General features: G+C 69.6%; 13 protein-coding genes. 10 read left to right on the top strand and 3 right to left on the bottom strand.

Annotation, left to right across the window (positions count from 1 at the left end; translation table 11 throughout):
- Positions 1 to 248 precede the first annotated feature (248 nt).
- Positions 249 to 1,031 carry a DeoR/GlpR family DNA-binding transcription regulator gene (locus ABZ573_RS21245; protein WP_151452646.1) on the bottom strand — a complete coding sequence of 261 codons (783 nt, stop codon included), beginning with the start codon at positions 1,029 to 1,031 and terminating at the stop codon, positions 249 to 251.
- Positions 1,032 to 1,159: 128 nt separating this feature from the next.
- Between ABZ573_RS21245 and ABZ573_RS21240 the strand changes: the two genes are divergently transcribed.
- The 10 genes from ABZ573_RS21240 to ABZ573_RS21195 all read left to right on the top strand — a co-directional run bounded on the left by ABZ573_RS21240 (position 1,160) and on the right by ABZ573_RS21195 (position 9,591).
- Positions 1,160 to 2,035 carry a hypothetical protein gene (locus tag ABZ573_RS21240; RefSeq protein WP_358120198.1) on the top strand — a complete coding sequence of 292 codons (876 nt, stop codon included), beginning with the start codon at positions 1,160 to 1,162 and terminating at the stop codon, positions 2,033 to 2,035.
- Between the two features lie 2 nt (positions 2,036 to 2,037).
- On the top strand, positions 2,038 to 2,766 hold the full coding sequence (locus ABZ573_RS21235; protein WP_358120195.1) for a sulfite exporter TauE/SafE family protein: 729 nt from the start codon (positions 2,038 to 2,040) through the stop codon (positions 2,764 to 2,766).
- Positions 2,760 to 3,158, top strand: a complete 399-nt coding sequence (locus ABZ573_RS21230) for a DUF202 domain-containing protein (RefSeq protein WP_358120192.1) — start codon at positions 2,760 to 2,762, stop codon at positions 3,156 to 3,158. The genes ABZ573_RS21235 and ABZ573_RS21230 overlap by 7 nt, the downstream gene beginning before the upstream one ends.
- Complete coding sequence (locus tag ABZ573_RS21225; RefSeq protein ID WP_358120189.1) at positions 3,155 to 3,598, top strand: DUF202 domain-containing protein; 444 nt, start codon at positions 3,155 to 3,157, stop codon at positions 3,596 to 3,598. The genes ABZ573_RS21230 and ABZ573_RS21225 overlap by 4 nt, the downstream gene beginning before the upstream one ends.
- Positions 3,599 to 3,684: 86 nt before the next feature.
- Positions 3,685 to 4,305 carry an L-threonylcarbamoyladenylate synthase gene (locus ABZ573_RS21220; RefSeq protein WP_358120186.1) on the top strand — a complete coding sequence of 207 codons (621 nt, stop codon included), beginning with the start codon at positions 3,685 to 3,687 and terminating at the stop codon, positions 4,303 to 4,305.
- Between the two features lie 150 nt (positions 4,306 to 4,455).
- Positions 4,456 to 5,025 (top strand): TetR/AcrR family transcriptional regulator, encoded by a 570-nt coding sequence (locus ABZ573_RS21215; RefSeq protein WP_151452640.1) that lies wholly within the window; start codon positions 4,456 to 4,458, stop codon positions 5,023 to 5,025.
- Positions 5,026 to 5,035: 10 nt separating this feature from the next.
- Entirely contained in the window at positions 5,036 to 5,392 is a 357-nt protein-coding gene (locus tag ABZ573_RS21210) for a hypothetical protein (RefSeq protein ID WP_327028524.1), read from the top strand.
- 72 nt (positions 5,393 to 5,464) lie between these two features.
- Positions 5,465 to 6,454 carry an ATP-binding cassette domain-containing protein gene (locus tag ABZ573_RS21205; protein WP_327028523.1) on the top strand — a complete coding sequence of 330 codons (990 nt, stop codon included), beginning with the start codon at positions 5,465 to 5,467 and terminating at the stop codon, positions 6,452 to 6,454.
- Entirely contained in the window at positions 6,451 to 7,245 is a 795-nt protein-coding gene (locus ABZ573_RS21200) for an ABC transporter permease (RefSeq protein WP_327028522.1), read from the top strand. The genes ABZ573_RS21205 and ABZ573_RS21200 overlap by 4 nt, the downstream gene beginning before the upstream one ends.
- 957 nt (positions 7,246 to 8,202) lie before the next feature.
- Entirely contained in the window at positions 8,203 to 9,591 is a 1,389-nt protein-coding gene (locus ABZ573_RS21195; RefSeq protein WP_358120181.1) for an alkaline phosphatase PhoX, read from the top strand.
- Positions 9,592 to 9,751: 160 nt separating this feature from the next.
- On the opposite strand, the gene ABZ573_RS21190 is transcribed toward ABZ573_RS21195, so the two are convergent.
- Together ABZ573_RS21190 and ABZ573_RS21185 are read right to left on the bottom strand one after the other, a co-directional pair.
- Positions 9,752 to 10,513 carry a hypothetical protein gene (locus ABZ573_RS21190; RefSeq protein WP_358120178.1) on the bottom strand — a complete coding sequence of 254 codons (762 nt, stop codon included), beginning with the start codon at positions 10,511 to 10,513 and terminating at the stop codon, positions 9,752 to 9,754.
- A 528-nt stretch (positions 10,514 to 11,041) separates the two neighbouring features.
- On the bottom strand, positions 11,042 to 11,995 hold the full coding sequence (locus ABZ573_RS21185; protein WP_327028521.1) for a hypothetical protein: 954 nt from the start codon (positions 11,993 to 11,995) through the stop codon (positions 11,042 to 11,044).
- Between the last annotated feature and the right edge of the window lie 200 nt (positions 11,996 to 12,195).

The raw sequence follows: 12,195 nt of genomic DNA, 5'->3' as shown, positions 1-12,195 counted from the left end.
TGCTGGTGGGCTACCCGGACCGCCGGGCCCGCCGCAGGGCTACGCGGACGGCAGGGCCCCGCCGCTGGGCTACCCGGACCGCCGGGCCCGCCGCAGGGCTACGCGGACGGCAGGGCCCCGCCGCTGGGCTAGCTGGACGGCCGGGCATGCCGCTGGGCTACCGGGACGGCCGGAGCCCGCCGCAGGGCGTCGTGACACCCGGTGCCGCCCGCCGGACCGGCGGCCGGTGGCGGAGTGGGCCGGGGAGGTCAGGCGGTGATGACGCGGATGCCGTTGCGCCGCACCGTCGTCGCGACCGGCTCGGGCAGGGGCGCGTCGACGACCACGCTGTCGATCCGGTCGAGCCCGCAGACCTGCACCGGGGCGGTGGCGGTCAGCTTGCTCGCGTCGACCACCAGGACGATCTCGTCGGCGATCTCCATCAGGGCGTGCTTGGCGCTGAGCTCGATCTCCGAGCGCACGTAGACCCCGCGCTCGTCGACGGCGCCGGCGCCGAGGAAGAGCATCCGGATCCGCAGGCGGCGGGTCAGGTCCAGGGCCGCGAAGCCGACCAGCGCCTGGTTGTCGTGCAGCAGCTCGCCGCCGATCCCGATGACGCGGGCACGCGGACGCGACAGCATGTGCCCCAGCACCGGCACCGAGTGGGTGACCACGCATCCCTCGAACTCGGCGGGCAGGGCGTGGGCCACCTCGGCGGCCGTGGTCCCGCTGTCGATGCCGATGGTGTCGCCGGGCTGCACCAGGGCGGCGGCGGCCGCCCCGATCGCGAGTTTGGCCTGCGTGTGGGTCTGCGCCCGGGAGGCGAAGCCGGGGCCGGCCACACCGCCGGGCGGCAGGCTGACCCCGCCGTGCACGAGGGTCACCTCGTGGGACTCGGCGAGCTGGCGCAGGTCGCGGCGGACGGTCATCTGCGAGACGCCGAGCTGGGCGCTGAGCTCCGCCACGGAGAGGAAGCCCGCCCGCCGCAGCGCGGCCATGATCTGCGTGCGGCGCCGGGGGGCGCTCTCGTAACGGGACGTCTGCACGCTCACGCCGGGCCCTCCTGCCGGATGTCACCCCACGGGGCTCGGTGGAGAGTTTAGAGCAACCGAGGGATGTTATTTTTCTACCATCCGATGGTACGTTGCCAACGTCCTTTGGTAATCCTGGGAGGTACCCCATGACCGTCGCCACCGTGTCGCCCACCGTCCTGGCCCGCCCCTCCGGCGGCTACGCCATGCTCGCCGTCGACCAGCGGGAGGCCCTGCGGGCGATGTTCGCCGCCCACCAGAGCCAGCCGGTGACCGACGAGCAGATCACCGCCTTCAAGGTCGCGGCGGCCCGCGCGCTGAGCCCCCACGCCTCGGCGATCCTCGTCGACAAGCAGTTCGGCTGGGACGCCGTCATCGCCGAGGAGGCCGTCGCCGCCGAGTGCGCCCTGATCGCCGCCGCCGACCGCTTCACCGCCAGCGCCACCGAGTTCGTCGCCGACGTCGCCATCGACGACGACGTCGACCCCGCCGCCGTACGTGCCCAGGGCGCCAAGGCGCTCAAGCTGCTCGTGCTCTGGCGCCCCGACGAGGACGCCGCCCCCCGGGTCGCCCTGGTGACGGACTTCGTGCGGCGGTGCCGCGACAACGGACTCGTCAGCATCATCGAGCCGGTGTCCCGCGCCCCCCGCCAGGGCGGCGCCTTCGACCACGACGCCGGCATCCTCGCCGCCGCCAGGGAACTCGGCTCGCTCGGCGCCGACCTCTACAAGGCCGAGGTCCCCACCGCCGGGCAGGGCACCCCGGCGGAGATCGTCGCCGGCTGCTCCCGGCTGAGCGAGTCCATCGCCGGGCCCTGGGTGGTGCTGTCGTCGGGCGTACCCGCCGAACTCTTCCCCGACGCCGTCCGCCTCGCCTGCCAGGCCGGGGCGTCGGGCTTCCTGGCGGGCCGGGCGATCTGGGCGTCGGTCGTCGGCAGCCCCACGATGGCCGACGACCTGCGGACCATCTCCGTGGATCGGCTGCGCCGCCTCTGCGACGTGGTTGACGACGCCGTGTCCCGCTGACGGTGGCCCTCCTCGGCGCCGCCCTCGCGGTGGTGGCGGTCGCCCTCGGGGCGGCCATGCAGCGGGTCACCGGGCTCGGCTTCGCGCTGGTCGCGGCGCCGTTCCTGGTCATCATCCTCGGCCCGTTCACCGGTGTCGTGCTGGCGAACCTGCTCTCCGCCGCGATCAACCTCGTCGTCCTGGCCTCGACCTTCCGGGCGCTGCACCGCAGGTTGGCCGTGGAGATGATCGTGGGCGTCGTGGTCGCCGTCCCCCTCGGCGCCTGGGTGGTGGCGTCCCTGCCCGGTCCGCTGCTGCTCATCGGCGTCGGCTCGATCACGGCGATCTCCGTCGCCTGGGTCGCCCGGGGCAACCCGCTGCGCTTCCTCCGCGGCCGGGCCGGGCCGGTGTTGTCGGGCTTCACCTCGGGGTTCTTCAACACCACCGCGGGCACCGGCGGGCCGCCCCTGGCCGTCTACGCGGTGAGCACCGACTGGAGCCAGCGCAGCTTCGTGCCGACCGTGCAGGTCGTCGGCCTGGTCACCAACGTGCTGTCGCTGGCCGCCAAGGGCACGCCGGCGCTGTCCTGGCCCCTGCTGCTGGCCTGCGGCGTGGCGATGACCGTCGGCATCGCCGGAGGTCAGGTGCTGTCCCGTTGGCTGCCGGAGGAGCGGGCCCGAGGATCGGTCATCGGGCTGGCCTTGGTCGGCAGCGTCATCGCCGTCGGAAAGGGAGTGACCGCCCTGTGGTAGTCGAAACGGACGACGAGACCTCCTCGCGGACGCCCGGGCGACGCCGGTGGCCCGGCCGGGTCTTCGACCGGGGCGTCGATCCCGACCCCCGGTTCAGCCTCGCCAACGAGCGCACCTTCCTGGCCTGGATCCGTACGTCGCTGGCGCTCTTCGCGGCCGGGATCGCCCTGGAGGCGCTGGCCCTGCCCATCGCGCCCGGGCTGCGCCGCGCCGCGGCCGTCGTGCTGATCGTGCTCGGCGCCGCGGCCCCGGTGCAGGCGTGGATCGGCTGGCTGCGTACGGAGGCGGCGCTGCGCCTCGGTCGGAGCCTGCCGCCACCCGCGCTGGCGATGCCGCTCGGCCTGGGCCTGGTCCTAGCGGCCGGACTGATCCTGGTCGGCCTCGTCTGGTGAGCCGTGCCGCCGCACCCCGCGACGGGGACCGCCCGGCGTCGGCGGGTCCACCCGGGACACCCCCTCGCCTGGACGGCGACCCCGGCCTGCAACTGGAGCGGACCATGCTGGCCTGGCGGCGCACGGCGGCGGCGTTCCTGGTGGCCGGTGCCGTCGGCGCGCGACTGCTCACCCCGCTGCTCGGCGGCTGGGCCTATCCGGCCGTGGCGGCACCGGCGCTGTGCGTGGGCGCGCTCGCCCTCGCCAGGCGCGTCCCACCGCGCCGCCCTACTGGGCGGCGACCGGCCACGACGGCGCGCGGGAAGTCGATGCCACCGGGTCCGACGGTCGTCACCCCGGGGGCGGGCCGGATGGCCGGCGTCGCGGCCCTGACCTGCCTCCTCGGCCTCGCCGCGGCGGCGACCGTGCTGACCGCCACGACGCCGTCGTCGACCCCCTGACCGTGCGAACTACGGCGACCGCGTCGAGGTGGCCGTACCAGAACTGGGGGAGGCGCGTCGTCCGGGCAACACCTAGTCTCGGGCGTATGGCGAGGTACTACGACGTGCACCCGGACAACCCGCAGCCCCGGGTCCTCCGGCAGGTCGTCGACCTGATCCGCAGCGGCGGCTTGATCGCCTACCCGACGGACTCGTGCTTCGCGTTCGGTTGTCAGCCGGGCAACCGGTCCGGTCTGGATCGGATCCGGGAGATCCGTCGGCTGGACGAACGGCATCACTTCACTTTGGTGTGCCGTGACTTCGCCCAACTCGGCCAGTTCGTGCAGGTCAGCAACTCGGTTTTCCGGATGGTGAAGGCGTGCACCCCGGGCAGCTACACCTTTATCCTGCCGGCGACCCGCAAGGTGCCGCGCCGGCTGCTGCACCCCAGGAAGCGCACCGTGGGCGTACGGGTCCCCAGGCACACGGTCGTCCAGGCGCTGCTGGCCGAGCTCGGCGAGCCGTTGGTGTCGAGCACCCTGATGCTGCCTGGCGAGGACGAGCCGATGACCCAGGGGTGGGAGATCAAGGAACGGCTGGACCATCTCCTCGACGCGGTGATCGACGCTGGCGACTGTGGAAAGGAACCGACCACCGTGGTCGACCTGTCGCAACCTGAGCCCGAGATCCTGCGCTACGGGGCCGGAGACCCGGGCTGCTTCGAGTAGCCGCATCGTTGGGGCGACGATCGTTCGGGACGCGGGCGCGGGTTGCCCACGGTCACCTACCGCTTGCGGTTAGTCACCGGACATCTCTCGACGGAATTTAGGAACGACTGTTCTTGACTGGTCGTTCCTAAACCCGCTACCGTGGTTGACATGGGAAGACCACGCGGGTTCGACGAGGAACAGGCTGTTCAGGCGGCTGTGGAGGTGTTTGCCGACCAGGGCTACGACGGCACGTCCGTCGATGACCTGGTGGCCAAACTCGGCGTCCATCGCAACAGCCTGTACAAGACTTTCGGCAGCAAGCGTGGGCTCTACACAAGGGCGCTGCGCTGGCACGTGGAGCACCAGGTGCGACCACTCGTCCTGGCCGTCTCGGCGGCCCACGACATCACCGAGGCCCTGCATCGCGCACTTGCCGCCGACGCGGCGCAACCCGGCTTCGACCTGCTCCTGAGGGCCGCGGTTGAACGCGCGCCCATCGACGCCGAGGTCGCCGAAATTGTCGCCGGTTGCTTGCAGGAGTTCGACGAGGCCCTCGGCCGGGTTCTGATCGCCACGTATCAGGGCGCTGACGAGACCGCTCGCGTCGCGGCGCCGGCCACCGAGCTGACCGCCGCTGTGCTGGGTCTGCGCCTGCGAGCCAGGGCCGGCGCGTCCGGAACGCACACCACCGAAGCCGGCGGCGCTGTGGCCGACCAGCTCAGCCGGCACGAGATCTGAGGAGAGAGACATGGCACGTGTGCACATCGACGGCGAGGCCCTCGTCGTGGAGATCGAAGGCCTCGACAAGCTCTGGGCATTGAAGAGCCGACTCACGATTCCGCTGGTCAACGTCAGGGGCGCGACCGCCGACCCGGGAATCGTCAAGGAGTCGAAGGGGCTGCGAGCGCCGGGAGCGCACCTTCCCGGGGTCATCGTCGCGGGCACCTTCCACCTCGACGGCGAGCGGGTGTTCTGGGACGTTCGCGACCCGGCCCAGGCCGTCGTCATCGAACTGACCGACGAACGCTACAACCGCCTCGTCATCCAGGTCAGCGACCCCCGCGCGACGGTCCGGCTCATCGAAGAGGCCACCCGGAAGTCCTGACCGGTTCGTCCGTCCTTCCCCGGCCGGTGGCCACACCGGCCCCTGCCGACCCACCACGAATGGCGATGCCTCATGCCCGCGATCCGGAAACTGATTCCCGATGACCACGACGAGCCGCTCACCGGCATCACGAAGACGTCCGACGGCGTAAGGGTGCAGGTGCGCAACCTCACCAAGCGGTTCGGTGCCGTCCCGGCCGTCACCGACCTGAGCTTCACCGTGGAGCCTGGGCGGGTGACTGGTTTCCTCGGACCGAACGGCGCCGGGAAGTCGACCACCCTGCGGATGATCCTGGGATTGATCCGGCCCACCTCTGGCGACGCCCTCATCGGTGGCCGACACTACGTCGATCTGCCGCAGCCGGCTCGTACCGTCGGCGCGGCTCTGGACGCATCGAGCTGTCACCCAGGAATCAGCGCCCGGGACCACCTGCGGATCTACTGCGACATGGCCGGGCTGCCGGTACGGCGCGCGGACGAGGTCATCGAGGCCCTGGGCATGTCCGGATTCGCGGGCCGGAGGACCGGCGAGTTCTCCACGGGTATGCGCCAGCGGCTCGCCCTCGCCACGGCCCTGCTCGGCGATGCTCCCGTGCTACTCCTGGACGAGCCGACCAACGGGCTCGATCCCGGGGGGATCGCCTGGCTACGCCGGTTCCTGCGCCAGTTCGCCAACGAGGGGCGCACCGTCCTGGTCTCCAGTCATGTGCTCAGCGAGGTGGAGCAGATGGTGGATCGCGTGGTTGTGCTCGACAGTGGGCGCCTGATGGCCGAAGGCACCCTCGACGAACTCGCTGCGGTAACCGTTCCCGCCGTCGTGGTCCAGTCTCCGGACGCTGACCTCCTCGCCGTGCTATTGGGCGACGTCGGGACGACCGACGGTCGCCCGCCCCAGATCGAGAACACCGGTCCGGGCACCCTCCGAGTCCATGGCCTCAACGCCGAACGGGTGGCTGACACCGCGGCGGGCGCGGGCCTGCGGGTGTACGGACTGACTCCGTACCGCACCGACCTGGAACAGGCATTTCTGCAGTTGACCGGGGAAAAGAGGACCACCAGATGAGCCACCTCGTCCGAGCCGAGTTCCGTCGGCTGGTCGCCACCCGCCTCTGGATTTGGGCGGTGGTCGCCGCGGTCGTCTTCGGAGGCGGCCTGGTCGGGCTGCTCACCGTAATCGGCCCGGAGAACGTCAACCCGCCACTGCCCGGGATGGACACTGAGGCCGGCATCCGGGCGGTACTCGGCCTCGCCGGGCTCGGAGTGATCGTCCCTGCGCTGTTCGGCGCAACGGCGGTCACCTCCGAGTACCGGCACCGCACCATATCGACCGCGTTCCTGTTCGCACCTCGACGCTGGAGCGTGCTGGCCGCGAAACTCCTCGTCTACCTCGTCGCCGGAGTGGCCTATGGGCTGATCACCACGACCACGGCCGGCATCGCGCTCTACGCCGGGATGGCTGTCCGGGACATCCCCGCCGGCGCAACACTCGATGTCGTCGTCGGTTTGCTGCTGCGCCTGGTCGTGGCGATGGCCGCCTACACGGTACTGGGCGTGGGCATCGGCGCACTGGTCCGCAACCAGGTGATCGCGTTGGCCGGCCTGGGCGCGTACCTCTACATGGGGGAAAACCTGCTGCTCTTCATTCCCGAGGTGAACACGGCTTACCCGTTCCTGCCTGGCGGCGCCACCGCCGCGCTGACCAATTTCACCGCGCTCACCCAGGCGGCCCAGGGCGCGGCCGGGGCCGCACCGCAGCTCCTCTCCCCGCCGGCCGGGGCCGGGCTGCTGATCGCCTACGCGCTTGCCGCCGCGCTACTGGCCATCGTCCTGCCCCAACGTAGGGACGTTGCCTGACCGGGGCGGACCACGGGGTCCTCCGAAGAGGGCACATGAGCGGGGGCCACCGTGCCGCCGTGTCCGGCGGGGAGCCCCGGCGGCCCGGGCTGCTCCGGGACCGTGACGGTGGCCGCAGGAAAGCTGCCGTAGGCCGTTTTTCCCGGGTAGATATAACTGGGACGACCCGCGCGCGTTGGACGCGTTGCGGCGTGCCGCACACGATGAGGACCTATCTGATGTGGCGGGAGACGAGATCGGCCGATCGTTGGCAGCATTCGTGGATCGTGGCCTCGCAAGGGATCTACTCGCCGAGGACTTGCACGTCATGGTGCGGTACGGCGTCAACGAAGCATCGGGCCGTTGACCCGCATTGCTGCGGTGCTGGCGCAGGATGGGTACGGCCCGAAGTGGAGGGAACCCGTCGCCGCGGTGCTGCTGTGGCGGGCGGACCGGACCGAGTTCTCCCAGTCAGTTGACCGGCGGACGGTCGAGGACCTCGACGAACATGCTCCTGGAGCACTCGGAGACTGTCGACCTGGTCGACCAGGTCGCTCTCGTCCGCCTCGTGAAGCGCGGTCGCAAGCTCCGCCGCCAAGCGTGGCCATTTGTTGGCCAGAAGTGGTGGTTGCTCAAGCGTCATCGTTGACGACGGTAGTCGACGACGGAGGTTCGCAATTGTACGTGCTCACCGGGCGCGGCGTGGAGCCCGGGGGACGGCCGAGCGAGCGTCACCGTCGCCAGTGGCCTGCGACCGGAACATCCGGGTGCGCATCTCCGGCGCGAGCAGCACGCCGCGCTCGATCGAGTCCACTGTCGATGCCACTGCCTCGGGTGACTGCCGATGTCATCCTGCCCGGTCCCACTGTCTAACCGTCATCTACTTGACGGGTGGGTCGGGATGTGACGTAGTGGATCGAGCGATTCGGGTCGATGTCGGCCGGACGCGACGGTCCGTGACGTCTAGGAGGCTTGTCCGTGTCTTTGTCTCGCCGCCAGTTCCTGTCCCGCTCGGCCGGAGTCGGTCTCGCCGTGGCCGTGGCCGGTTCGGCCGACGCCCTGTTCACCGCGGCACCCGCGCTGGGGGTGTCCGGCCCGGAGGCCGGGTACGGTCCGCTCGTGCCTGACCCGGCCGGCATGCTCGACCTGCCGGTGGGCTTTCGCTACACTGTGCTGTCGCGCGAAGGCACCGTCCGGCCCGACGGTGGCATCGTGCCGAGCCGGTTCGACGGTATGGGTTCCTTCGCCGACAAGGCGCGCGGCACCCGCCTGGTCCGTAACCATGAGTGCTCCCCGACCGCGAGGATCACGGTTGTGGCTCCGCCGGAACGCACGTACGACCCGGCCGCCGGGGGCGGGACCAGCACCCTCGCCGTCGACGCGTCGAACCGTGCCGTCTCCGAGCACGTCAGCCTTGGCGGCACGGCCATCAACTGTTCCGGCGGCCGGACGCCGTGGCGCACGTGGCTGACCTGTGAGGAGACCGAAGACAAGGCGGGTGCCCGCGGGTACGCGAAGGACCACGGGTTCATCTTCGAGGTTGACCCGTACGACGATGCTCGCAACATCGATCCGACACCGCTGACCGCGATGGGTCGGTTCCAGCACGAGGCGGTCGCGGTCGACCCGCAGACCGGCATCGTCTACGAGACCGAGGACGCGTTCGTGGCGCCGCTGGGCAGCTTCTACCGTTTCCTGCCGAACCGGCCGCTCGGCGGTCACGGGAGCCTGCGGGCAGGCGGCGTGCTGCAGGCCCTGCACGTCCCGGATCTGCCGGACCTGTCGGTGGTGACGACGGCGGGCACGTCCTTCTCCGGCGTCGAGTGGCTTGACGTGCCTGACCCGCTGGCGACGACGGAGTCGGTCCGTGCCCAGGACTACGGCAAGCCGATCACCGGTGGGTACAAGATCGAGGGCGCCTGGTGGGGGGAGGACGACGGCTGCGCCTACTTCGTCTCGTCGTTCGCCCGGCGCGCGCAGGGCTCGGCCCGCGACCACGACGGTCAGGTCTGGCGGTACGACCCGCGAGCCAACACGTTGCGCCTGGAGACCATCTTCACCCGCTCCACCCCGGCACCGGAGAACCCGGAGTTCGACGCCCCGGACAACATCTGTATGTCGCCGTACGGGGGCCTCATGATGTGCGAGGACGGGATCGGGGACCAGCACATCCTTGGTACGACTGCCGCCGGGGAGGTGTTCGTCTTCGCACGTAACCGGGTCGACGTCGGCACCGCCGGTGACCCGGAGTTCGGCGAGTTGGCCGGCGCGACGTTCTCCGCCGACGGCCGGACCATGTTCTTCAACGTCTACAACCCGGGCATCACGTACGCCGTCACCGGCCCCTGGAACCGCCGCCAGCGCTGACCCCGCGGCCACCGTGCGGTGCTTGCGTGGTCCCCGTGTGATCGGGGACCCCGCCTCGCCGCGACCTCGGGGCGCCCACGACCGTGCGGCTGATTCACGGGTGGCTGCGCCGACCTCCCCTGCTCCTGACCCGGTCTTTCATCCTTGCGGTGGAGGCGTTTCAGACCAGGCCGGCGACGGCGCCTATCGCGGTGATGGCGACTGCGACCTGCTCGGTAAGGGCGCCGTCGACCGGCCACGAGCCGTCCGGGCGCTGGGTGGCGGTGAGCCGCCGGACCACGACGCGGAACACTGGATGCTCCGGAGGCAGCAACGTCGCCCGTAGCGCGCATCCGGCGCGGGCGATGTCGGCCGGCGGGGCGTCGAGCAGCCGTCGCGCCAGGATGTCCAGCCCTCGGTCTGCCTCCTCGCGCAGCCCCGCCGCCAACAGCAGGGCGGCGGCGAGCCAGGTGGTGGTGAGGCACGACGGCCAGACCCCTGAGGCCTCGACGGCGTCGCGCACCGCCCGGGCGGCCGGCCCGGCCGCCTCGGGCCGGTCCAGGACCGCCAGGCACCAGCCGACCTTGGCGGTCAGGTAGAGCGGGTCCCGCGACGGCAGGTGCCCGGTGTCCACGGCGGAGCGCACCGCGCCGTCCGGCGCGACCAGCGCGGCGAGCCAGTCGGCGCAACGATCCACCCGTGAGCTGTACCGCAGGTCCAACTCGATGATCCGGTCAAGCCGTTCGCACGTCGCCGCCACCGAGGGGGCGCCGGGTGACCAGGGCGCCGGGAAACCACCCTCGGGAGACTGGTCGGCGAACAGGGCGTCCGCCACATCCAGCGGCGCCGGCCACACCCCTGTCAGCACCGTCGCCAGTCGGTGCCTGTCGGGCTCGTCGCCGTGCGCGATCACCCACTCGACCGCCGCAGCAGTGTCGATCATGTGCGGAACCTAGCAAGCGCGAAGCGACGAGCAGAGGCGCACCTTCGGAGATCCTCGCCGGTGGCCAGCGGAACGAGCGCACCGGCCCTGCGGAGCGCGGCCTGCATCTGACCGGCCTCGTGCTGGGCCTGCCGCACCCGCCGCCGGTGCCGACCGTCCACCACCCGCGTCCGGGCCCGGTATCGGCCCACGATCGAACATCCCAAGCCCGAGTCCGACGGTCCCACTACCAGCGCAGACTCAGTCACCAAGCCAGCCGAAAGATCAAGTGACGTTGGTGTACCACATGAACTGGTCGAGGCACGACAGCAGAGCGGACACCATCATGTCCTCATTTTCGGCCGTGGTGAATCCAGCGTCTGAGTGGTGGCTGCGAACAGGTCCAGGTTAGCGATTGGCACGCCGAGCAGGGCGCAGATCCTACGGGTGGAAGTGGCGCAGCGCCAAGCTGCGCCTGCTCGGCAGCCGTTCTACCGAGGTGCGTCATCAGAACAGTACTATCGCCCTTGGCATCGACGTCCATCGCGGCTACGGGCAGTCGTAGAATAGTATCGTCTCGTCAATGACGCCTCCACGGTTGATGGAAGGGTCATGGCGCTGGAAGGGGCGAGCAAAATAGGCCTCCATCAACTGCATGTCTTGGCTGCTCAAATATTTCGCATAGAAGTTCTCTGGAGTGCCGAGCCATTCTGGCCGAAGGGCGCGATTGACGATGATGTCTTGGCAAAGGACCATGAAGTGATATGCGCGCTCGGCTGGCGACGCGGAGGGGGGCGACTGAAGATCCCCTTCCTCCAGTATCACCACAGTTCCTTCGGGGGCGACACGTCTCAGGAAAGCGCCTATCTCGGACCACCGATATTCAGGAAAGACGTGGTGCAGTGTCCAGAAGGCTAGAATTACATCGAATTTCGTGCCGCCCATCCCTTCCAACTCGGTTGATTGCAGATCATTGATGTCGGGATGCTGGAGGCTGCTGAAAGGATTGTAGCGAAAAATGGTGGCCTCTTTGCAGATCCCCCGCCTGATGAGTCTCTCGGCGATCCGGCGTTCATCCGCACACGAGTCAGCTCCATAGCCGAGAATATTGATCGAATCTCGAGGGGGCAGAGCTGAGAGGTGTCGCATCATAGTGGCGTTGAGGGCGCGGTCGCGGGCGGCCGTTATCTCAAAAAAGGTCTTGGCCGACACTTGTGACGGATAGTTGAGATAGTTTCGAATGAGTACGTGGATCACCTCCTCCTCGACGGCTTCGCCAGAGAGGAGTCGCGTCATCAACTCGCCATGCGCGGCGACAAACTCCCTTGCCATGACGCAGTATTCATCGCCAATGACCGGATATGATCGGAAGATTCCAAGCTTGCGACACCTGCTTGCCATGTCCGGCGACGAGAGCATTTCGATAACCTGGCGAGACGTGATGCTGTTAGAGCCAAAAATCAGTTCCGAATTGCTCGTTGTTCTGCGCACAACTCTGACCACCTGCTCCTTGTCATCCTCTAGGTGTTGGCGTAACAGGAACTGCGCCCTCCTGGACCCTTGCCGGGGTCGACCAGGAGCGCGCATTGCCTGTCCTGTTCATGAACAGTCGCAAACTACCGACACCTGATCGGTTCGCGATTCCGCAATTGGCAGCTGTGTGCACCTCCTACTCAAGCTTCGCTAACTGCATGGGCTCACAG

The organism is Micromonospora sp. NPDC007220 (assembly GCF_040634035.1).
In the GTDB taxonomy this organism is placed as follows: Bacteria; Actinomycetota; Actinomycetes; order Mycobacteriales; family Micromonosporaceae; genus Micromonospora; species Micromonospora reichwaldensis.
The sequence above is the reverse complement of the archived record's forward strand: the minus strand, read 5'-3'. Positions and strand labels throughout refer to the sequence as shown.